Origin of the sequence: Priestia endophytica (assembly GCF_026790145.1) — a bacterium.
GTDB lineage: Bacteria > Bacillota > Bacilli > Bacillales > Bacillaceae_H > Bacillus_I > Bacillus_I endophytica_A.
On the sequence record NZ_JALAMS010000018.1, the window covers coordinates 81,915 to 102,793 of the forward strand.

General features: G+C 35.5%; 22 protein-coding genes. 16 read left to right on the forward strand and 6 right to left on the reverse strand.

Features of this window, described 5'->3' with window-relative positions; all coding sequences use genetic code 11:
• The first annotated feature begins 472 nt into the window (after window positions 1-472).
• A complete protein-coding gene (gene fosB, locus MOC86_RS14180) occupies window positions 473-889 on the forward strand; it encodes a FosB/FosD family fosfomycin resistance bacillithiol transferase (protein WP_268584742.1) in 417 nt (138 codons plus the stop codon).
• 235 nt (window positions 890-1,124) lie between these two features.
• Here fosB and MOC86_RS14185 read toward each other — a convergent pair whose 3' ends face one another.
• The gene (locus tag MOC86_RS14185) at window positions 1,125-2,042 is read right to left on the reverse strand and encodes an AraC family transcriptional regulator (protein ID WP_268584743.1); all 918 of its coding nucleotides are present in this window, start codon (window positions 2,040-2,042) and stop codon (window positions 1,125-1,127) included.
• Between the two features lie 208 nt (window positions 2,043-2,250).
• Here MOC86_RS14185 and MOC86_RS14190 point away from each other — a divergent pair, with 208 nt between their 5' ends.
• From MOC86_RS14190 to MOC86_RS14220, 7 genes are all read left to right on the forward strand, one after another.
• Window positions 2,251-3,237: an aldo/keto reductase gene (locus tag MOC86_RS14190; protein ID WP_268584744.1), complete on the forward strand. Its 987-nt coding sequence runs from the start codon at window positions 2,251-2,253 to the stop codon at window positions 3,235-3,237.
• Between the two features lie 174 nt (window positions 3,238-3,411).
• Window positions 3,412-3,693, forward strand: a complete 282-nt coding sequence (locus MOC86_RS14195) for an HPr family phosphocarrier protein (protein ID WP_268584745.1) — start codon at window positions 3,412-3,414, stop codon at window positions 3,691-3,693.
• 752 nt (window positions 3,694-4,445) lie between these two features.
• The gene (locus MOC86_RS14200) at window positions 4,446-5,075 is read left to right on the forward strand and encodes a TetR/AcrR family transcriptional regulator (RefSeq protein ID WP_268584746.1); all 630 of its coding nucleotides are present in this window, start codon (window positions 4,446-4,448) and stop codon (window positions 5,073-5,075) included.
• 6 nt (window positions 5,076-5,081) lie between these two features.
• On the forward strand, window positions 5,082-5,456 hold the full coding sequence (locus tag MOC86_RS14205; RefSeq protein ID WP_268584747.1) for a DUF5367 domain-containing protein: 375 nt from the start codon (window positions 5,082-5,084) through the stop codon (window positions 5,454-5,456).
• Between the two features lie 667 nt (window positions 5,457-6,123).
• Window positions 6,124-7,101 carry a macrolide 2'-phosphotransferase gene (locus tag MOC86_RS14210; protein ID WP_326847730.1) on the forward strand — a complete coding sequence of 326 codons (978 nt, stop codon included), beginning with the start codon at window positions 6,124-6,126 and terminating at the stop codon, window positions 7,099-7,101.
• A 78-nt stretch (window positions 7,102-7,179) separates the two neighbouring features.
• A complete protein-coding gene (locus tag MOC86_RS14215) occupies window positions 7,180-7,785 on the forward strand; it encodes a TetR/AcrR family transcriptional regulator (RefSeq protein WP_268584748.1) in 606 nt (201 codons plus the stop codon).
• Window positions 7,786-7,803: 18 nt separating this feature from the next.
• Window positions 7,804-8,460: a CPBP family intramembrane glutamic endopeptidase gene (locus MOC86_RS14220; RefSeq protein ID WP_268584749.1), complete on the forward strand. Its 657-nt coding sequence runs from the start codon at window positions 7,804-7,806 to the stop codon at window positions 8,458-8,460.
• A 216-nt stretch (window positions 8,461-8,676) separates the two neighbouring features.
• Here MOC86_RS14220 and MOC86_RS14225 read toward each other — a convergent pair whose 3' ends face one another.
• The gene (locus tag MOC86_RS14225) at window positions 8,677-9,171 is read right to left on the reverse strand and encodes a hypothetical protein (protein WP_268584750.1); all 495 of its coding nucleotides are present in this window, start codon (window positions 9,169-9,171) and stop codon (window positions 8,677-8,679) included.
• Window positions 9,172-9,515: 344 nt separating this feature from the next.
• Between MOC86_RS14225 and MOC86_RS14230 the strand changes: the two genes are divergently transcribed.
• The 6 genes from MOC86_RS14230 to MOC86_RS14255 all read left to right on the forward strand — a co-directional run bounded on the left by MOC86_RS14230 (window position 9,516) and on the right by MOC86_RS14255 (window position 16,160).
• Complete coding sequence (locus MOC86_RS14230) at window positions 9,516-11,393, forward strand: glycoside hydrolase family 3 protein (RefSeq protein ID WP_268585077.1); 1,878 nt, start codon at window positions 9,516-9,518, stop codon at window positions 11,391-11,393.
• Between the two features lie 14 nt (window positions 11,394-11,407).
• Window positions 11,408-12,631, forward strand: a complete 1,224-nt coding sequence (locus tag MOC86_RS14235; protein ID WP_268584751.1) for a DUF1343 domain-containing protein — start codon at window positions 11,408-11,410, stop codon at window positions 12,629-12,631.
• A gap of 444 nt (window positions 12,632-13,075) precedes the next feature.
• A complete protein-coding gene (locus tag MOC86_RS14240; protein WP_268584752.1) occupies window positions 13,076-13,249 on the forward strand; it encodes a hypothetical protein in 174 nt (57 codons plus the stop codon).
• A gap of 217 nt (window positions 13,250-13,466) precedes the next feature.
• On the forward strand, window positions 13,467-14,720 hold the full coding sequence (locus tag MOC86_RS14245) for a M20 family metallo-hydrolase (RefSeq protein ID WP_268585078.1): 1,254 nt from the start codon (window positions 13,467-13,469) through the stop codon (window positions 14,718-14,720).
• Between the two features lie 99 nt (window positions 14,721-14,819).
• A complete protein-coding gene (locus MOC86_RS14250) occupies window positions 14,820-15,344 on the forward strand; it encodes a type 1 glutamine amidotransferase domain-containing protein (protein WP_019395303.1) in 525 nt (174 codons plus the stop codon).
• Window positions 15,345-15,542: 198 nt separating this feature from the next.
• Window positions 15,543-16,160 (forward strand): cell wall hydrolase, encoded by a 618-nt coding sequence (locus tag MOC86_RS14255; protein WP_419146642.1) that lies wholly within the window; start codon window positions 15,543-15,545, stop codon window positions 16,158-16,160.
• 54 nt (window positions 16,161-16,214) lie between these two features.
• Here the strand turns inward: MOC86_RS14255 and MOC86_RS14260 are convergent, their stop codons facing one another.
• Both MOC86_RS14260 and MOC86_RS14265 read right to left on the reverse strand, forming a co-directional pair.
• On the reverse strand, window positions 16,215-16,382 hold the full coding sequence (locus tag MOC86_RS14260; RefSeq protein ID WP_243511745.1) for a hypothetical protein: 168 nt from the start codon (window positions 16,380-16,382) through the stop codon (window positions 16,215-16,217).
• A 439-nt stretch (window positions 16,383-16,821) separates the two neighbouring features.
• Complete coding sequence (locus MOC86_RS14265) at window positions 16,822-17,454, reverse strand: DUF1796 family putative cysteine peptidase (RefSeq protein WP_268584754.1); 633 nt, start codon at window positions 17,452-17,454, stop codon at window positions 16,822-16,824.
• Window positions 17,455-17,651: 197 nt separating this feature from the next.
• On the opposite strand from MOC86_RS14265, the gene MOC86_RS14270 reads away from it, so the two are divergent.
• Window positions 17,652-18,428 carry a class I SAM-dependent methyltransferase gene (locus tag MOC86_RS14270; protein ID WP_268584755.1) on the forward strand — a complete coding sequence of 259 codons (777 nt, stop codon included), beginning with the start codon at window positions 17,652-17,654 and terminating at the stop codon, window positions 18,426-18,428.
• A gap of 4 nt (window positions 18,429-18,432) precedes the next feature.
• Here the strand turns inward: MOC86_RS14270 and MOC86_RS14275 are convergent, their stop codons facing one another.
• Both MOC86_RS14275 and MOC86_RS14280 read right to left on the reverse strand, forming a co-directional pair.
• Window positions 18,433-19,548 (reverse strand): DUF418 domain-containing protein, encoded by a 1,116-nt coding sequence (locus MOC86_RS14275; protein ID WP_268584756.1) that lies wholly within the window; start codon window positions 19,546-19,548, stop codon window positions 18,433-18,435.
• Complete coding sequence (locus tag MOC86_RS14280; protein WP_268584757.1) at window positions 19,545-20,099, reverse strand: hypothetical protein; 555 nt, start codon at window positions 20,097-20,099, stop codon at window positions 19,545-19,547. The genes MOC86_RS14275 and MOC86_RS14280 overlap by 4 nt, the downstream gene beginning before the upstream one ends.
• An 86-nt stretch (window positions 20,100-20,185) precedes the next feature.
• Here MOC86_RS14280 and MOC86_RS14285 point away from each other — a divergent pair, with 86 nt between their 5' ends.
• Window positions 20,186-20,776 carry a TetR/AcrR family transcriptional regulator gene (locus MOC86_RS14285; RefSeq protein WP_268584758.1) on the forward strand — a complete coding sequence of 197 codons (591 nt, stop codon included), beginning with the start codon at window positions 20,186-20,188 and terminating at the stop codon, window positions 20,774-20,776.
• Window positions 20,777-20,879: the final 103 nt, after the last annotated feature.

A 20,879-nucleotide genomic window follows, 5' to 3' on the forward strand; every position in this document is an offset into this window, starting at 1 on the left:
TGTAACAATTGTAAGATAAATTACACTGTTAGGAAGAAAAAAACCATTAATTAGTTTATAAAATGTCTTAGGGTTAGTATGAAATTACTTACCAAGGGAATATACTATATCAAACTAGAAGGCGTAATATGTGAAAAGATTCCTCTCTCAAACATTGAAAGAGGAATCTTTTTTATGTAGGGTATTTTATCCTGATTTTGTAGTATGTAAATGTTGAGAAGGGTTAACTCTCTGAATGAAATAGACGTCATCTAATATTAATGGTTATAATCTATTTTTCTATAACATTATTCTTATAAACATGCCCAATAATGTGCTACTTAAAACTTTCTACAACTAGAGAGAAGTACCCCAAACTATACGTTTATATTTTGGCCATCCAATCCGTACCTTTGTGAGATTCAGGGGTAGGGCGGGAAGACGTTTTAGTTTTCTATTGTATAATATATCCATTATAAGGAGGGGATAAGAAGTGTTAAGTATCAACCATATTTGTTTTTCAGTTTCAGATTTAGAAGCATCTATAAACTTTTATAAAAACGTGCTTCAAGCTAAATTACTTGTTAAAGGAAGAAAGCTAGCTTATTTCGATTTAAATGGTTTATGGATAGCTTTAAATGCAGAGGAAGATATTCCAAGAAATGAAATTCAATATTCTTATACTCACATTGCGTTTACAGTGAATGGCAAAGAATTTGAAGGTTTTAAAAAGATACTAATCAAAAATAATGTTAATATTTTACCTGGGAGAGAAAGAGACGAGAGAGACAAGAAATCTATATACTTTACAGATCCTGATGGCCATAAATTTGAATTTCATACAGGGGGTTTACAAGATCGTTTAGAGTATTATAAAGAAGATAAAACACACATGGAGTTTTATATTTAAATTGCTAACTTTTCTAGTGAAAATCATTTAAGAAACAAAGAATTATTCCATTTCTTCTTTAGAAAGAGAACAACTATATTGCGCTATATTAAGAACTATAATTCTAAGATATAAAATAATAGAGAATAATGTTCTCCTATGTAAAAACGAAAAGCCTTACTTCCATGAAAACGGGAAGTAAGGCTTTTTTAGTGATCTAATGTTCTTTGATGGAAGACTTTATTGCATAAGAGACTCATGCGTTTATTTTTTGAGCACTTCTTTCCCGTATACGTTTCATATCTTCTCTTGGTGGAAATCCAAACATGCGAGAATATTCCCGACTGAACTGTGAGGGACTTTCATAGCCGACTCGGAAGGCTACTTCACCAGCATCTGATGACTCTGCTAATAATAGGCGCCGGGCTTCCTGCAGTCTCAACTGTTTTTGAAACTGAATAGGACTCATCGCTGTGACTTCTTTAAAATGACGGTGAAATGACGAAACGCTCATATTTGCTCTTTCAGCGAGATCTTGAATGCGCAGAGGGGCATCATAGTGATGGATAATATGTTCAATAACATCTCTGATTTTGTAAGTGTCACTGCCTTCTATTGCGATTTGTTCGAGTGTAGCACCATGCTCACCTTTTAAAATCTTATACAGAATTTCCTTCATGAATAGGGGAGCAAGCATTGGAATGTCTTCTGGACTGTCTAATAGACGAACTAGCCTTGTAACCGCATCTAGTAGAGATGGTTCTGTTTGACTAACAAATAAAGCTCGCTTTGAATCTTTCCTATGTCGAACTTGATTTTCGCAGCTATTCAAAACATCTAAGATTTGATTTGGTGTAAATTCAAGTTTGAGAGCCAAATATGGAGCATGTGAAGAAGCTTTTATAACTTGCCCTGTCACAGGTAAGTCAACAGATGACACAAGGTAATCAGCAGGACCGTATTTAAAGCGTTCTTGTGCTAGAACCACTTCTTTTTCACCTTGAACAATAATGCAAAAAGAGGGCTTGTAAACAACATGAAGCGGCTCAGTAATATTGGATTCGTTAATGAAAAATAGTGATGGGATAGAGGTCTGATAAACACCGTCTTGCTTTGAATAACGCTTAATAATTCTTGCAAGCTCATCATTTTGTTTATATACGTGTTCAAACATAGCATTCTCCTTATTCCTTCATTCTTACTAGCTTTATTATAAAGTATATTTGTTCATTGTATAAATAGCTGTGAGAGGATTAGGCAAATATTTGCGATGAATGTGATAACGGTTTTTCCCTTGTTTATTTCATAATAAGAATACGAAAACAAATAAATCGTGTGAAAGTTCAAAGTAACAATCATAAATGGAGAAAGGAAGATGAATCATGAGAAAGCGTACATTAGGAAATAGTGGTCTAGAAGTTTCGTCTATTGGACTCGGTTGTATGGGGATGAGCTATGGATATGGACCTCCTTCAGATAAAAAGGAAATGATTTCGGTTATTCGAGAAGCTTTTGAACACGGTGTTACTTTCTTTGATACTGCTGAAGTATATGGACCATGTACAAATGAAGAGCTTGTAGGAGAAGCTCTCCTGCCTTTTAGAAATAGAGTTGCTATTGCTACAAAGTTTGGATTCCATATTCAAAATGGAAAACAGGTTGGAATGAATAGTCGGCCAGAACATATTAAGAAAGCGGTAGAAGATTCGTTAAAACGCCTTAGAGTAGAAGCTATTGATTTATATTATCAGCATCGAGTGGATCCAGATGTTCCGATTGAAGAGGTAGCAGGTGCCTTGAAAGATTTAATTCAAGAAGGAAAAGTTAAACATTGGGGATTATCAGAGGCTGGAGTGAAGACGATTCGCCGCGCTCATGCTGTTCATCCGCTTGCTGCTGTTCAAAGTGAATATTCCTTGTGGTGGAGACGCCCTGAAGAAGAGTTATTACCTTCCTTAGAAGAGCTTGGAATAGGGTTTGTTCCGTTCAGTCCATTAGGGAAAGGGTATTTAACAGGACGCTTTAACGCTAATTCAACATTTGAAGGTGACGATTTCCGTAGCATTCTTCCTCGCTTTACTTCAGAGGCTCTCCAAGCAAACGAAGTGTTAATCCAGTTACTTCAAAAAGTTGCCGAGCGAAAGGGAGCTACAATGGCTCAAATCGCTCTTGCTTGGTTACTTGCTCAAAAAACATGGATTGTGCCTATTCCAGGGACAACGAAGTTAAATCGACTAGAAGAAAACTTAAATTCTTCTAACATTAAACTAACATCTGAAGAGCTGGATGATATAAATTCAGCAACTTCAAAAATTACGTTGATGGGAGACCGTTATCCAGAAGAGCTAGAGAAGAGAACAGGACTTTAAGTTGGAATTAAGATCATAATGAATAGAAAGTGAAAGAGGAGTTACGGAGTTTATGGAGAGGCTTTTGCGTTTTATTTAGTAAAGAGACCAAAAACAAAATACACTAATCCTCTATCTTTCTAGCTTATATAAATGAAAGTGATAAATATAGCTATGGAAATAAGGTGAGAGAAGATGTTAATGAAAAAGCTTACTGTTCAGCTTCCTCGTGGACTTCAAGCTAGACATACAGCAATATTTGTGCGTAAAGCTTCATCCTTTAAAAGTGAAATAATGCTTTCTAAGCATGGAAAAACAGCAAATGGAAAAGATCTTATGGAAATCATGGATTTAGTTATTAAAGAGGGAGATGAAGTTACCTTAATGGTGAATGGGGGAGATGAATGGGAGGCAAACGGAATTTTAGAAGAATTTCTTTTGAATAATAACTCACAAACCCCTATGCATAGAAGTTAAAAAATCAAGTAAAACTCTAACTGATGAAAAGCTTATTAATGTAGAAAATAGTGAGAACAATAGAAAGGGAGATTAAAAAAGTAGATCTTCTCTTAGATGGTAACTTGCTGGATTTTCGTTTCACTACTCTCTTCAATTAACCAAAGGGAATATTCTCTTCTTTACTAAAATGATGATGAAGAATGTTGCTACAATTACTAGGATGAAAATTTTTCATATAGCAAGCCTGAAAGATAACTTATGGACAGTTTTTTTCAGGCTTTTCTTCTATTATGACATAGGATAAACAACAATTAGCTTTTTCCTTAGATCAAAACTAACGTATTTCCGTATGTATATATATTACATATATTCAAAAATATGTTGACAATACATTAGTTACCATATTTTAATTAAAATATGGTAAATGAGAATGGATCTCTTAATGTAGGGGCTCTGGATCTAGGCTATTATCTTTAAGAAATACAGAAATATAGCATAACGAACGTTTGATAAGAAACGATACTCGTGTATACGATATTCATCCGTTTCTTACTTATGCACTTAAGTTAGTTATATAACTAACTAAGGTGTTTCTTGAAAATCTTGATATTTATCCTTTTTAGAGAGAGCACATCCTAAGAAGAAAGAAATGCTTGATAGTGGAGGGGTTGCAGAGCAGTGTAAGGATATACAAAATAGAAGAATTTCTTGTTATTGCTTATCTTCTATACTAGTTATTGGACTAACAATTAAATAAAGGAGAGGTTCATATGGCCGAGCCGAATGTGATTACAAAAAATGATCTAATCCAATCTGCAAAGAAATGCATAGTAGAAAATGGGATAAATAAATTGACTTTAAAAGCAGTAGCAGAAGGTGCAGGTGTAACACAAGGGACTGTATATTACCATTTTAAAACAAAAGAACAGCTTATGATTGAGATTGTAAAAGCTATGTGTGAAACATCATGGGAAGAATTAGAGGAAAAGAAAAAAGCGGCTAAGAAACAAGGATTAGACTGGATTCAAGCTGCCATGAAATCAGCTTATAACAGAAATACTAAAGGTTCTTTCTATCATCCTTTATTTTTATCATTAATTGTAACAGGGCTACACAATGATAAAGTTAAAGAACTTATTAGTGAATTGTTGAAATACGAAAATAAATCTCTTCAACAACAGATGGAAGCATTACTAGGAGCAGATGAATTTTATGGCCTCTCAATAGAAGTATGGAGCATCCTCATGAATGCGTTAATAGATGGTTTGGCTATACAATCTTTAATAATCGAAGATTTTGATGCGGAGCGTGTATTTAAAAATCTTGAATCACTTTTTATAAAGCAAGTAGAATATGTTCAATCGTCTAGAACAGAGGATCAAATCTCAAAAGGAGAGTGAGAGAATATGTTTTTTCTAACTTGGGGATTTTTAGTTTGGTTAGGAGCTACAGCTTTATTTAGGTTTTTAGGACATTTTTTCTTCTCGCTAGAAACCCCCGTATTGTTAGTCGCTTCATATACTTTAGTTATTCCTTTAATATTAATTCTTACTTTACCCATTTATAGATACAAAAAGTTAGATTCATATAATCGATTAAAAGCAGCCATTTTAATCGCCTTACCAGGTATGTTACTTGATGTTGTATCCTTAATTTATTTCTCAGATATCTTTATAAATTTGGATAGTAGAATGGATAGAATTTTCGGTTCTTGGCTTTTATTAGCTTATTCTTTCATTCTTCTTTCAGGATTTACAATAGGGAGAAAAACAAACGAATAAAGATAAAAGGTGTCAGAGCTGTTGGAATGTTGATTTCTTCTAACAGCTTCTATTTGTATAAGCGTTTTAAAGAATATAAACAGGTGAGAAAGATGAAACTAAAAAATTCAGCAAAAGTTATATTGATACATTATGGGAAGTTAGATAAAACAACCCTTCATCAAAATAAAGAGATTGAAAATCGTTATTTTGTAATATAAAATGAAATTATTCTAAAACAAGGAGGATTATTAAAAATGACAGCTTCTATGAGACTACGTATTCATGCTTTGAACAAATAATTGAATATGTTCAAGGACTCTGTTTAATAATTGCAGAGTAAACAGGATAAGTCTGCTCATTTTTAATCATCTTCAACGAAAATTGTAATATGCGACATTAACAACAAGGAGGATTTATTTGTCTTTCTTTTGTTATGTTTAAAAATGTGCTCTTTTCTATCCAATGATATATGAATTGGATTTCTTACTGTGTTGTGAAATGTAAAACATAGGTAAGAAATGTTTACTTCAAGCTGCAGACAGAGGATTCTGCAGCTTTTTTCATGTTTAAAAACCCAATCTATATCCGTTCATAACCAGTAAGTTGTGTTATTGATTATAAGAATTCGGGCTGAAGAGAATAGAAAGAGCAGCGGAAAAACTTAAAAAGGTATGGAGGAATTTATATGAATAAAGTAGAGATTAAAGCATTAGCAAAACGAAAAGGCTTAAATATAAACGAAAAAACGATAAAATTAAATGAATCAGGTCTTGATTTTCAGGTTGCACATGTAGAAGATGAGCAAGGACAAAAATGGATTTTGCGAATTCCGCGCAGACCGGATTCTATGGCAAAAGCGGATCAAGAGAAGACGGTATTAGATGCTGTTAATCAACATACAACAATTCAAGCACCATATTGGGAGATTTTCACTGATGAGGTTGTAGCGTATAAGTCGCTAGACGGAGTGCCTGCTGGAACTATTAACCCTGAAATTCAAAATTATGAATGGGTTCTAAATATAGAAGACATTCCATTAGCATACCATGAATCGTTCGGACGTACGTTAGCGGAAATACATCAACTGCCAATAAGTTTAGTGAAAAATACTGGTATTCAAATTTATACAGCATATGAGGCAAGAGAATTAATGAAAACGAGAATGCATAAAATAAAGAGTGAATATGAGGTTCGGGAAGATTTATGGAATCGTTGGATGAAATGGGTGAATAACGATAATATATGGCCAAAGCATACTGGACTTAGTCATGGAGATGTTCATCCAGGACATATTTTAATTAATCGTCAATCAGAAGTTACTGGCTTAATTGATTGGACTGAAGTAGCGGTTACAGATGTATCGCGTGATTTCATTGTTCACTATTTATTTGCTGGAGAAAAAGGGTTAGAAAAAGCTATTATGGCTTATGAAAAGGCAGGCGGGAAGACGTGGCCGCTTATGAAAGAACATATTTTAGAATTGGAAACAACCAGGGCAATTTCAGTTGCTGAGTTTGCCGAAATCTCTGGACTGCAAGAGTATAAAGAAATGGCTAGACAAATGCTTAGTTCTCTTCATCAAATCGAAATAAGTGGACTAAGTGGAAGGGAAAGGAAAGTGTCTAGGAATAAACGATATAAACTTATTAGTAAAAAATATTGACAATTAGTAAAATTATAGAATAAGATACAAACGGTTCCAGTATTGACTGATTAGTCAATCGAAAAAGGAGAGTTAATAATGCCTAGACAAGATCAACAAAATAAACAAATCCGGGATGAAAGAAGAGCTCAAATATTACAAGCAGCTTTGCGAGTATTTGCGCGAAGAGGTATGGTAGCAGCAAAAATTAGCGATATTGCAAAAGAAGCCGAACTTAGTCATGGACTTGTTTACCATTACTTTAAGTCAAAAGAAGAGATCTTCATGACATTAGTACAAAAAGCGTTAGATAGTTCTCTTGATGTCATTTATTGTGCTAATGAACAAGTGGGAACTCCTTTAGAAAAGTTACGTTGGATGACAGAACAAATTATGAAAAGTATCGACAACGGTGAAGAAGTTCTTCTTTTTCTCATTATGATTCAAGCTAGCACTTCAGATATTGTATCAGAAGAAGTAAAAGAAATTTTAACAGGAGAGCGTGCTGTTTCGCCTGTTATGGCTACTATCCCACTAATTGTGGAAGGACAAAAAGGAGGCGAAATTAAGCAGGGAGATCCAGTACAGTTAGCTGTTACGTACTATGCCTTTATCCAAGGGTTAGCCATAAATAAGATTCAATGGGAAGTATGTCCAATGCCAGAAGCCAACCTTATTATGAATATATTTAAGAAAACTCCATAACGTAAAGGAGCTCTCGCCATGAGATTAGAGATTAGTAAGAGAAAAAGAGTACTTATTTTATTATCCCCGATCATTGTTATCTTACTTGGATTTATCACAGCTACTGTTTTCTCAAAATTTATAGACGGATGGGCATGGATTCCTTTAGCGATTATGTATTGGAGTTCTCTTGGATTTTGTATTGTATTTTTTAAAGAAAACAAACATATTAAAGACTGGTTAAAGAAACCCCACATCTCCCTATTTCCTATTATCTTGTCTTTGCTTCTTGGCATGTTTCCGCTCTCTATATTAATCATGAATTACAAATTATTTGATTCAGTTATATTGATCGTTCTTTGGATCTTATTTGCTTTAATCAATCCTTGGTTTGAAGAGCTATATTGGAGAGGTATATTATTAGATGCTGCAGTTGACTGGTTTCCAAAGTGGATAAGCGTTTTGTATACAACAATCTTTTTTGTACTAAGCCATCCGTTTATGTGGGGAGTATTTTCAATTGCAAGTACATCTTATCACCTTTATATTTACTTAACGGTTATGGGGATTGTTTGGTCCCTTACGTATTTTAAAACTAAGAGTTTAAGATTGGTGCTCCTTTCGCATTTTATTGTAGATGTAGGAAACTTGACTGTCCTAACTTTCCTTAATATATATGTACCCCCAACAATGTAAGAAGAATGATTTGAAAAGATAGCAAAAGATTACGAACAAACAGAGGAAGTAACGGTCCATAAAGTTGGATATGCAGCTTCAAAACTTTTTTTTCTATCATCCGCTGTTGATTTTGCAGAGAAATGCTTTAGAGATCATTAATAAAAAACGATTAATAACAGAGCCCCTTGAAGAACAAGGGGCTATTAGTTTGCAATACATTATCTAACACTTATTCTAGCTTACCCCATCCGTTTGAATCGCTTTCTGTCCTTTCACAAACTTAGCAAATGAAAAGCGAACTAAAGGTCCGATAATGATAAGCTGAAGCGGAAGAGCAAAAATGAAATTTTTACCTACTGTTAAAAAATAGTGTTTAAGGAATGAACCTTCTCCTAATGCATTGGCAAAATGGGCCATTGCTACTCCATAAATAGACATTGACAGTACCATGCCAATGACCATACAAAAGGCAAGAGATAAAATGATAAAAAGCTTGTTTGATTTGTCATATGGTAATGAGAAAGCCACTTTATGGGCGATAGGTCCGACGATAAATAGTTCTAAAATAAAAGCAATTATGAACCCTAAAATAAGTTGGAGCAGCATTCCTTGTAATGAGATAGTACCAATTAGGTCATTTATAACGAGGTTATAAAAAGTCATACCGATAACCATTCCAATACACATCATCATTCCGAAATAAAAGTTTTCCTTTTTTGTTGTTGGCAATGTTGATCATCCTTTCTTTTCAATCCTTTGCTATTATAGCGAGAGAGGGATACTCTTCATAAGTGAACATTTTGTGAACAATTTAGTTTAGATAATTTTTGCATCGCAGCCTTTGGATTTTAAAAAAGAAAAGATAGCAAAAAGTGTTGTGAAGTTTATCGTTGTAGGAATAAAGCGGTATATACATCTATACCTTATATATGGTAAATTTTATTTAACAGTTTTTTCTTTATAAAAGTAGCAGAACTTGCCAAACTACTCAGTGATGATGTGAGAACGAAAACCGAAAAAGAGGGGGAACAGCCTTGAAAAAAAGAAAGGTAATTAGTGTCTTCATCGTAGGTATGTTAACGCTTACAACGTTTGGGTGTAGTGGAGAAGCTAAAAAAGAAGAAAAAGCGAAAGAGAGAACGGCGAAAGAGATTATGCAAGATATGACGGTTGAAGAAAAAGTAGGGCAAATGATTATGCCAGACTTTAGAAATTGGAAAGAACAAGGAGCAGAGAAAGCAACAGGCTTTACTGAGATGAACGAAGAAGTAGGAAGTCTTATTGACAAATACCATCTTGGTGGGGTTATTTTATTTGCAGAAAATGTTGTAGATACAGAGCAAACAACAAGGCTTGTGAACGGATTAAAAAAGAGCAGCAAAGATGTGCCCCTTTTTGTAGCAATTGATCAAGAAGGAGGAATTGTGACAAGACTTCAGTCAGGAACAAATCTTCCAGGAAATATGGCATTAGGAGCAACAAGAAGCGAGAAAAATGCGCATCAAACAGGAGAAATCATTGGACGTGAACTCCATGCGCTTGGGATTAATGTGAACTTTAGTCCTGTCCTTGATGTGAATAATAATCCAAACAATCCTGTTATTGGTGTCCGCTCTTTTAGCTCTAACGAAAAACTTGTTTCAACCCTCGGTGTTCAAACAATGAAAGGCTTGCAAGAGGAAAAAGTAGCGACAACTATCAAACATTTTCCTGGTCATGGAGATACGGCAGTTGATAGTCATTATGGTTTGCCTGTTGTTAATCATTCTAAAGAACGCTTGCGTCAAGTGGAGCTAGCACCTTTTAAAAAAGCAATTGAAAATGGTACAGATATGATTATGACCGCTCATGTACAGTTCCCAGCCTTCGATGATACCGTCTATAAGAGCAAAAAAGATGGAGAAGACATTATTGTTCCTGCCACACTATCGAAAAAAGTATTAAATGATTTACTTCGACAAGAAATGAATTATGACGGCATTATTGTGACAGATGCGCTGAATATGAAAGCAATTGCTGATAATTTCGGGCAAGAGGAAGCCGTTATTATGGCCATTAATGCAGGGGTTGATATTGCGCTTATGCCTGCTTCTGTTACATCGCTTGAAGAAGAAAAAAATTTAGCGAATGTTTACAATGCAGTTGTTGAAGCTGTTGAAAAAGGTGAAATTAAGGAAGAAGAAATTGATGATTCCGTTGAAAGAATTCTTGATTTAAAAATAAAAAGAGGATTGTATGAGGAAAAAAATATTTCAGAGGACAAGAAAGTTAAAAATGCACTGAAGGTGGTAGGAAATAAAAAACATAAGAAGCAAGAAATGAAGATGGCCCAAGAAGCGGTAACAGTTGTGAAAAATGAGCAAAAAACGTTGCCATTAAACCCGAAAAAAGGGGAAAGAATCGTTGTATTTACTCCATATGATTATCAAGGGGAAGCGGTAAGGAAAACAGTTCAAAATATGATTAGTGAAAAGAAAATAAAAAATGTTGAAGTTGACGTTGTTCCATTTGAGAAAAAGGTGTTTAACGAAGAGATGAAAAGAAAAATAGATGAAGCAGACTATGTTTTGACAGGTTCATATGTTATACAAAACGATCCCGTTGTAAACGATGGAGTTATTGAGGACGAAATTAATGAACCTTCAGCATGGGCAGTTTCTTTTCCTCGTGCAGCTATGATGTATACGCAAAAGAGTGAGAAGCCTTTCGTGCTCATGAGTCTGAGAAACCCATATGATGTTGCTAACTTTGAAGAAGCTCATGCTGTTTTAGCTCTATATGGTTTTAAAGGCTATAGTAACGGAAGATTTCAACAGCCTAACATTTCAGCAGGAACTCACGTTATCTTTGGTGAAGCAAAACCAAAAGGGAAATTGCCTGTTGCCATCCCTTCTGTAACAGCTAAAGGAGAAACCCTTTATCCGTATGGCCATGGAATCAAGCTTAAATAAGGGGAGGAGAAAAGATGAGAAAGAAACTGACGTTGTTAGCCCTTTTTCTACTTGTTTTTTCATCATGGAATACAGCCGAAGCAAAGCCGCGCCAAAAGAAAGTTGAGCTTGGTGTTGAAACCCTTTTTCGTGAGCATAAAGACCTTTTAAAAGGAAAGCGAGTCGGCCTTATTACAAACCCAACAGGAGTGGATTCAGAATTAAGGAGCAGCGTTGATTTATTTGCTGAAGACCCGGATATTGAGCTAACTGCTCTTTATGGCCCTGAGCATGGTGTAAGAGGAGATGCTCAAGCTGGAGATAAAGTTGACTATTATATTGATGAAAAAACAGGATTACCTGTTTACAGTCTTTACGGAGACACAAGAAAGCCAACACCTGAAATGTTGAAAAACGTAGATATTCTTGTTTTTGATATTCAAGATGTTGGTGCACGTTTCTACACTTACATTTATACAATGGCTTATGCAATGGAAGCTGCGAAAGAAAAAGGAATTCCGTTTGTTGTGCTAGATAGACCAAACCCACTTGGGGGAGAAGTTGTGGAAGGACCTGTTCTTGAAGAAAAGTACTCCTCATTTGTTGGGAAATATCCTATTCCACTTCGACATGGCATGACAGTTGGAGAGCTTGCTCAACTTTTTAACGAAGAATTTGGGATTGGTGCAGATTTGACAGTTGTTAAAATGAAAAAATGGAAGCGATCTTTCGACTATGATGAAACAAACCTTCCCTTTGTAATGCCTTCCCCTAATATGCCAACTCTAGAAACGGCGTTTGTTTATCCAGGCACAGGTCTTATTGAAGGAACGAACGTGTCGGAAGGAAGAGGAACAACAAAGCCATTTGAACTGTTAGGAGCTCCGTTTATTAATGGAACAGAGCTCAGTGAGAAGTTAAATAATCTACATTTAGATGGAGTGAAATTCAGAGCTGCTTCATTTACGCCTTCTTTTTCAAAGCACAGTGGACAGCTTAGTCATGGTGTTCAAGTTTATGTAACAGATAGAGAGAAATATAAATCAGTTGAAACAGGTTTGCACATTGTTAAAACGATTCATGATTTGTACGGAGAAGAGTTCTCGTTTAATAAGAGTGGAAACTTTGATTTATTAATCGGAAACAGCTGGGTAAGAGAAGAGTTGGAAAAGGGAACAGATGTAGAGGATATTATAGCAAAGTGGCAGAGGGATACGAAAGATTTCAAAAAGGTAAGAAAGCAATATTTACTTTATTAAAATAGAAAAATCTCTCCTCTTCAAGAGGAGAGATTTTTACTGGACAAAGGAGCCCATTCGTCTACAATGGGCGATTGTTAATGTGAAACAAACATTAGCTTCTTTTCTAGTATAGCATTTTGTTGAAGTAAAATAAATAAAAAAAGTTTAGTTTGTTAAATCCATAGAGTGAAGAGAACTGTAAAAAGCATGTATAAATTTAACGTAATGTTAAGCTTATACATGCTTTTTATACGAAAAATAACATTGTTTATGTAAATCCCTTTGTTTGTCCCCAATTGTTATTCTAGCATATTTCATTAATAAATAAAATATTTTAATTAAAAAAAGTTAGGCGATCAATATGTTAGAAAACAGGAGTATGTATATTTCTTTAGGTTTACAATAACCTAAAAATATCATAAGCTAAGGAAAAAGAGCTGTATAAAGGGGGGGGAGTTAGCAATGAAAGTGCAGCAGCTTGTCCTACTTAGTGTGTTTGTGGGGTTTTTATTTGCAAGCGCTATCAATTTTATAAAAGAAGGCTTTATCCCTATTGCTTTTTTAGCAAGCGGAGTTAGTCTTGTTCTTATTGTATCTCTTATATTATGGGCAGTGAAATGGCGCCATGAATCATAGGAAGAGTCTATGCATTTGCATAGGCTCTTTTTTATAAAAAAAGAGTGACTTCAGAGACGGAAGAATTTTGCCTACATAGGAAAAACGGTCTCTTTCATATGAAGAATAGTGAAGAGACAGTGTACTCGCTTAGTTTCTTCTATTTAACATTATGTCTAATGTGGATGAAGAGAAGCTATGCTATATTTTTTAATAATCTTATCATTTAGGAGGGGTTATTATTCTTACATCTTCTATTATTAATCATAAAAGGGTAGAAAGCAGAATAAAAGAACTATCAGCTATAGGAAAAATTGAGGAAACTGGGGTTTGTCGCTTAGCTCTATCAAAGGAAGACAGACAAGCTGTTGAACTTGTTCAATCATGGATGGAAGAAGGGGGCTTGAAGACTCATATTGATGATTTCGGAAATCTCGTTGGCCGCTTAGAAGGTCGGGATAAAAGCGCCCCTATTCTTAGAATTGGCTCACACATTGATTCCCAGCCATATGGGGGAAGGTTTGATGGAGTTATTGGCGTTATTGGTGGATTGGAGGTTGCCCAAACGCTACATGAAAAAGGCATTGTCCCCCCTGTTTCAATTGAAGTTGTTGCTTTTTGTGATGAAGAAGGATCACGGTTCAATAAAGGCTTGTTTGGTGTGCGGGGAATGCATGGAAGATTAGAAGAAGACGAACTAGAGCGGAAAGATCAACATGGCACAACAAGAAAAGAGGCACTCATTGAGTTTGGGTGTGACCCTAATCAATTTTTAAAGTGGGAGTATAAGAATGAAGAAATAGCGGCATATTTAGAACTTCATATTGAACAAGGCCCTGTTCTTGAAGAAAAAGGACAGGGAGTAGGAATTGTAACCGGCATATCTGGACCGTTATGGCTAACTGTTGAATTGGCAGGGTTTGCAGGACATGCAGGAAGCGTCCCAATGTCAATGAGACAAGATGCGCTAGTTGGAGCAGCTGCCATTATTACAACGCTTAACAACATAGCTTCTCAAAATATCGAAAACCCTACAGTAGGTACAGTAGGAAATATTGAAGTATTTCCAAACTCCCGCAACATTATTGCTGAAAAAGTACGGTTTACCATTGATTTACGCGATATGGACATGGAAAGACGAAATACTTATGAGCAAGATCTTCGTAAAGCAATTGGAGACATTTGTGCAGAACAAGGCTTAACTTATACAATTAAAGAAGATACAAACTCAGAGCCTCGCTACTGTGCCAAATGGATTAAAGATTGTATGAAAGAGGGGGCCGCGCTTATGAATATTTCTCCACCAGAACTTATGAGCGGGCCTTTTCATGATGCATTAGTTATGTCTTATGTTTGTGATTACGGAATGATTTTTGTTCGTTCTAAAGATGGGATAAGTCATAATCCAAAAGAGTATTCTTCATATGAAGATATTGCATTGGGAACAGAGCTTCTTTATCATACAACTGAAAAAGTATTGGAAAAGCTTTAATCTATAGAGAGCTGGATGTAGTAAAGCCAGCTCTTTTTGTGCGTTCTTCTTTTTCTATTGGAAAAGACAATGTTATACTAAAGCCTGGAGGTGGGAAATGTGAGATTACAAAATAAGAAAGTAATTGCCCTTGTTAGTGATGAATTTGAAGATTTAGAACTTTGGTATCCAATTCTTCGTCTGCGTGAAGAAGGAGCAATCGTTCATGTTGTAGGAGAGGAAAGCAATAAAACGTACATAGGAAAATATGGTGTTCCTATTCAGTCTGACTACAGCTTCAAAGAGGTTGCCTCGTCTGACTACGATGCTGTGTTAGTTCCTGGAGGGTGGGCTCCTGATAAGCTCCGTCGCTATGAAGAAGTTATTACTATTATTAAAGAAATGGATGAAGCGAAAAAGCCAATCGGTCAAATTTGTCATGCTGGATGGGTCCTTATTTCAGCTAAAATTTTACAAGGTGTAAATGTAACAAGTACACCAGGTATTAAAGATGATATGGAAAATGCCGGAGCTGTTTGGCATGATCAACCTGTTGTAACAGATGGTCATATTGTATCAAGCCGCAGACCTCCTGATCTACCTCCATATGTAAAAGAATTTGCTGACGTTTTAGCAGCCAAATAAAAGAAAGGGGAAACCCTTTCTTTTTTTATGGGTCAAAATGAGTGAATGCCTTGCTCTATATAAGGTAGCTTTTTTTTATGAGTAGAATTTACCTTTTTTAGATTTCTTTACATTTTAAAGTGTTGCTTTACATAAAACTGTGTTTTAATAGACAAGAAGACTTCCAAATTCAAAATTAAGTTGTAAGGAGGAGAGATGGTGAGACATCTAAAGAAGATTATTCCTCTTTCTATGGGGCTAAGTTTGTTCGCAAGTCCTCTAGGAGCGGATAATACAGTAAGCGCTGCAAGTATAGATACAAACGCTGATATTATGCAGCTTCAGCGTAAACTTAGTTTACTTGGCTACTTTAATACAACACCAACGGGATACAATGGAGAGATTACGAGAAACGCTGTAAGTAATTTTCAACGAGACTTTGGACTTGGGATAGATGGAGTTGCAGGTCCATTGACATTGCAAAAGTTAGAAGACGTAGAAAAAATAGCGCATGTTGTATATGGTGAGGCACGAGGAGAATCTTTTGAGGGACAAGTTGCTGTTGCGGCTGTAGTGATAAACAGAGTTCATTCTCCAGAATTTCCAAGCAGTGTCGCATCTGTGATTACCCAACAAAATGCATTTACAGCTGTGAATGATGGACAATATTATCTTTCACCAAATGCAACTGCTTATCAGGCAGTGAAGGCTGCTTACAAGGGATGGGATCCTTCTTATGGAGCGACTTATTATTACAACCCTGTCGATTCAACAAATACGTGGATTTTCTCTAGAAAAGTTATCCGAACAATTGGTAAACACAATTTTGCATACTGAACTTATTGGCTCTTATACATAAAAAACGAATTCCACCGCGGGATTCGTTTTTTTTTATATAATCAAATGACAAACAACCAAAAGTCCAGAAATCATGCCTACACCAATCAAACGCAACACCCATTTTTGAATGGAGGACGACGATTTCGGAAAAATAAAAAACAGTTGAAAAGCAACTGTCGCAACTATAATAGCAATAGCTGCCCAAAGAAGATGAATCATAAAAATTCCTCCTATTCATGGTGGAAAAACCACCGTATTTTTCTAATACAGAATTCGCACTTATTCGTCATTTTTTGTCCGTCTTTGAAAAAAATTTAAAAGACGGACAAAAGTAGAAGAGAAGTCACACCAAAGATGGTGATAAACTTTTGTAAGAAAAACGAAATTATAAAAAGTGGAAAAAGTCTCTAATTAGCTTTTATAATAGAAAAGGTAATAGTCACAATATAAACCCCTTTGTTTTGTGACTCCCATCCCCTGAAATAGAAGATAAGAAGCCTTTCAACTTGAAAGACTTCTTTTTTTTTGAAAAAAAAAATCTCCAAGAAAACTTGGAGAGGGCGCAATATCTAATATTTTTTAGGGGGAAATATCAGATATATCGATGTTCATTATTTTTATACCCGCTATAATGACACTTAAACCTTTTTTCAAAAAATTATTTTAATGACATTCCATCAAAAAGTTTCGTCCATTTTACTTCATCACGAAGCGTATCCATATCAAAAATAGGATACTGAAGAACGCAAGTATGAGCCAAATTCCACTGTAATTCTGTAAAATCTTCTACCTCTCCATTTATGACTAACAGTACTTTGAAGTTTCCCTTCACTAAACTTGCAAGAACGCTTTCAAGTCGTCTTGCGTCTTCATATGTGCCTCCAAGTCTTACAAAGAGAAGATCGTCACTTTTCTCAAGCGTATCTAGGAAACGTTCAGCACGTCGCTTGTATTTGGCATATACTTCATCATATTCTGGCCAAGATGTTGGTGTATTGTTTTTCGCTAAAAAGTCGTGTACTGAATCAATATTATAAAGGTTGTCACGAATTTTAAGAGTTAGACCGTTTGCAAAATAAGATTCAAACGTTAGATTTTCTTTCTTGAGAAAGTTAGCAAAACGATTTTCTAAAAGCTTGTTCACCTCACTTAATGAAAAGCTAATCATCCAATCTAGCACCCCTGCAAAAGGGCGTAGATTATGATTACGTAAGTAGATTGCAGGAAAACAATTATGCCCTAAACTAAATGCAGCGTCATAAGGTTTTTGAATATCTTTTAAAGTAGCCATGTTTTATAATATGAAGAAAAAGAGGAGTGAAAACGGCGCCTGTCCTTATCCTTAGGGCACTTTTCAAAAGAACGAAGAAATTTATGGTGGAGAGGGCGCATAGGATTAAAAGAGATGATGAAACTCTAGTGACTAAAGAACCCCGTTCTTTATAGAAGATTCAGATTATAACTTGGTGAAAGAATGGAGAGAAGTTTATGGACAATAAAGATGTTGTGCGAAGACAGTTTGGGGAAAATGCTGAACAATATATTAAAAGTCCAACACATGCAAAAGGGCAAGATTTAAATGAAGTGGAACAAATTATAAAAAGACAAGACTGTTCTTACCTTCTTGATATTGCAACAGGGGGAGGACATGTTGTGAATAAACTCGCCCCTCTTTTTAAAAAAGTAGTAGCTCTTGATCTTACAGAAGAAATGCTTCAAAAAGCAGAATCATTTTTAAATAAAAATGGACATAGAAATGTTTCGTTTGTTTGTGGAGATGCTGAGAACCTTCCTTTTGAAGATAGCACGTTCACTGCTGTTACTTGTCGTATTGCACCACACCATTTTTCCAATGTTGAAGCTTTTATTTCTGAAGTACAGCGAGTGCTTACTCCAGGAGGGGTGTTTGTCCTTATTGATAATGTGGCACCTGAGCAAGAAGCGTATGATAAGTTTTATAATAACATTGAAAAATTCCGTGATCCGAGCCATGTTCGAGCTTATAAAAAGAGTGAGTGGGTTTCTCTTATTGAGAAAAAGGGGCTAAAAATAGAAAGTGCTACTCTTTTTCCGAAAGAGTTTCAGTTTTATACATGGTGCAACATGATGAAGTTAGCGCCTGAAAAAGTGGAGGAATTAGAAGACAAAATGAAGAATGCTTCCGCGGATATTAAACGCTATTTCTCTATTGTGATAGAACAGGAGAAGCTTCATTCATTTAAAGGAGAAGCCCTCTTATTAACGGCTACTAAAAAAACGAACTAGATTTCTAGTTCGTTTTTTTAGTAGGCAAGTATGAAAGCCATCTCCACCAAGATTCAAAAGGCCCTCTAGGAAAGAATCTAAGCCAGACATTAGAGAAGAGAGCGAGGAGGCATGAAATGGTAAGGAGAACTGAAACGGTAAGAAAGGCGTTATTTCTACCACCTAAACCAAGTCCCCAGCCATAAAATATATAAGAGGAAAGTATATTTTGTAAAATGTAGCAGCTTAAAGCAGTTCGCCCAATCTCGGAAAGTCTTTTGAAGAAAAAAAGATTTTTCTTTCTTTCATATAACATGATTACAAGGCTAATATAGCCTAATGAAAGAAGTGGAGCAAATAAATAACGCACAGGAAACATAAAAAGCTCGCCTTGCACTATAAGAAGAAAGTTAAGCGGAAGTGCTCCTATTCCAATCTTTAATAGCTTCTTTCTCCATCTTCTTCCACTGTCGTCAAAAGCAAAAACTCCAAGACATAAAAGCTTTCTGCCAAGCAGAAAAAGAAAAACGTTAAGAGGAATAATGAAAATAGACTCAGATCGGTAAATCCAAAAAGAATCAAAACGATACATAATTTGATCAATCCAGCTACCATCTCTATATAAATTTAGATTAACTTCATCAGAAAGGGGCGGAGAAAGTAATGTAAGGAGGAAGACAGAGACTACCATTAAAAAGTGAAGGCTTCCTGCGCTAATCATTACTCTTTTGAGTGTGCGATCACTTTTTGTGACAACAAATGAGACAATGATCGCTGTTACGGCATAGCTCATCAAAATGTCATATTCCATAACAAGAAGATAATGAACGTAGCCTTCTATTAAAAGTAGAAAGCAAGACCAAAGATAAAGTCCAGGCCAGCGTTCACCTCGTTTCAGTGCTCTTTTTCGTTTTAGTTCTAAACCAGCACCGAAAAGGAGTGTAAGCATCCCAAGAAACTTTCCGTTTACAAGGAAGAGCACAAATGCTTGAAGAATGCCGTTTGCTGTCTTCCAAAACTCTTCATCATTTCCAAAAAGTACGCTCGTATCTCCAAACGAGGAAAAGAGCCAAATATTTGTGCCGAGCGTTCCAATAATGGCTAACCCACGCAGTATATCAAGAGATTCTAATCGCTTCATTGAGATATCCTCTTCGAACGAGGTTTTTGACGTGGCCAAACGGTGTAGCTAAAGCTAATAAAGAAATCAATGAGCAGGATGATTCCCCAATATTTTAGGAGAGAAGCAAGCCCGGCTGTTTGACTGTTATTTCCTATAAAAAAGATGAGGGAAAGGATAAAAAGAGAGCTAACGAGAAATGAAGCAGCATGCTTGTAAAAACCATGTCTTTCAAATGAAGCATGCTCTTTTCCATAAAGGCGTCTCTTTTCAGGCTTTTGCTTTTTCATAAATCGATAAGAAAACTGTTTATCAGCCCACTGAATCATACTATGACCATAAATAAGACTTACGCCAATGTAAACAGCTGCTAATCCATGTAGAGAAGTAGCGATAGCGCCATTTTTTAAATCAATGTAAGTGAAAATAAGTAATAAAAGGTCAATAAGCGGTGTACAGGAAAGAACGATAATACTTAGCTTTTTTTTCCTCCATTTATATCTTAGGAAAAGACCTCCTAAGATAAATATCCAAAAGCTAATCTCACATAAGACAATGAAAAATCCAATCATATACCTGTCTCCCTTTTTTAATACAGTTGTGTTAAAAACAATATAGCACATGTGTATTAAAAAAGTAAATATGTTATAATAAAGTTATGCCAAAAATCGTCGATCATCAAAAACAACGTGAAAAAATCGCAGCAGCAGCATGGGAAGTAATCCGAACAAAAGGAATGGAGCAAGCTTCGATTCGCAACATTGCGAAACAATCCGGCTTTTCTGTTGGTTCGATTCGTCATTATTTTCCTTCTCAAGCTAGTTTGCTGACATTTGCAATGAACTTAGTATCAGAGCGAGTGAATGAACGAATTCACTCTATGTCTTTTGAAGGAGAACCTTTTAGAGTAATGAAAGAATTTCTCCTGCAGTTTCTACCAACTACAAAAGAAAAAGAAGTCGAAATGGAGGTATGGATGGCCTTTATTATTAAATCTTTGTCAGACGATTCGTTGAAAGAAGCGAGTGACGAAGTGTATAAAGGAATCAAGTTTGGAGCAGCAAGTGTTATTGATGCTCTAAAAAAACTAAAACTGTTAAGGGACAACCTTGATGAAGAATATGAAGTTGAGCGACTTTTTGCTCTTCTTGATGGACTTGCTCTTCATGCCGTCTTACAGAAAACAGAATTTTCAACAGAGAAGCTTGAGAGTATTATTGAGCAGCATTTAAAGTCTCTCTGTAAATAACAGAAGCCCTAAATTTCTAGGGCTTTTTTGATGTTTAAATTAAGAAGAATTAGTATTTCTGCTTCAGTAGGGAAGGCTATTTCATAAATACATTGATTTGGAG

Bases quoted from the DNA above. Each gene is read 5' to 3' on its own strand.
- MOC86_RS14265 (WP_268584754.1), bottom strand. From the start codon at position 17,454: ATGGCTACTTTAAAAGATATTCAAAAACCTTATGACGCTGCATTTAGT.
- MOC86_RS14185 (WP_268584743.1), bottom strand. From the start codon at position 2,042: ATGTTTGAACACGTATATAAACAAAATGATGAGCTTGCAAGAATTATT.
- MOC86_RS14285 (WP_268584758.1), top strand. From the start codon at position 20,186: ATGCCAAAAATCGTCGATCATCAAAAACAACGTGAAAAAATCGCAGCA.
- MOC86_RS14220 (WP_268584749.1), top strand. From the start codon at position 7,804: ATGAGATTAGAGATTAGTAAGAGAAAAAGAGTACTTATTTTATTATCC.
- MOC86_RS14205 (WP_268584747.1), top strand. From the start codon at position 5,082: ATGTTTTTTCTAACTTGGGGATTTTTAGTTTGGTTAGGAGCTACAGCT.
- MOC86_RS14270 (WP_268584755.1), top strand. From the start codon at position 17,652: ATGGACAATAAAGATGTTGTGCGAAGACAGTTTGGGGAAAATGCTGAA.
- MOC86_RS14215 (WP_268584748.1), top strand. From the start codon at position 7,180: ATGCCTAGACAAGATCAACAAAATAAACAAATCCGGGATGAAAGAAGA.
- MOC86_RS14210 (WP_326847730.1), top strand. From the start codon at position 6,124: ATGAATAAAGTAGAGATTAAAGCATTAGCAAAACGAAAAGGCTTAAAT.
- MOC86_RS14275 (WP_268584756.1), bottom strand. From the start codon at position 19,548: ATGAAGCGATTAGAATCTCTTGATATACTGCGTGGGTTAGCCATTATT.
- MOC86_RS14235 (WP_268584751.1), top strand. From the start codon at position 11,408: ATGAGAAAGAAACTGACGTTGTTAGCCCTTTTTCTACTTGTTTTTTCA.
- MOC86_RS14195 (WP_268584745.1), top strand. From the start codon at position 3,412: ATGTTAATGAAAAAGCTTACTGTTCAGCTTCCTCGTGGACTTCAAGCT.
- MOC86_RS14240 (WP_268584752.1), top strand. From the start codon at position 13,076: ATGAAAGTGCAGCAGCTTGTCCTACTTAGTGTGTTTGTGGGGTTTTTA.
- MOC86_RS14280 (WP_268584757.1), bottom strand. From the start codon at position 20,099: ATGATTGGATTTTTCATTGTCTTATGTGAGATTAGCTTTTGGATATTT.
- MOC86_RS14190 (WP_268584744.1), top strand. From the start codon at position 2,251: ATGAGAAAGCGTACATTAGGAAATAGTGGTCTAGAAGTTTCGTCTATT.
- MOC86_RS14200 (WP_268584746.1), top strand. From the start codon at position 4,446: ATGGCCGAGCCGAATGTGATTACAAAAAATGATCTAATCCAATCTGCA.
- MOC86_RS14260 (WP_243511745.1), bottom strand. From the start codon at position 16,382: ATGATTCATCTTCTTTGGGCAGCTATTGCTATTATAGTTGCGACAGTT.
- MOC86_RS14230 (WP_268585077.1), top strand. From the start codon at position 9,516: ATGTTAACGCTTACAACGTTTGGGTGTAGTGGAGAAGCTAAAAAAGAA.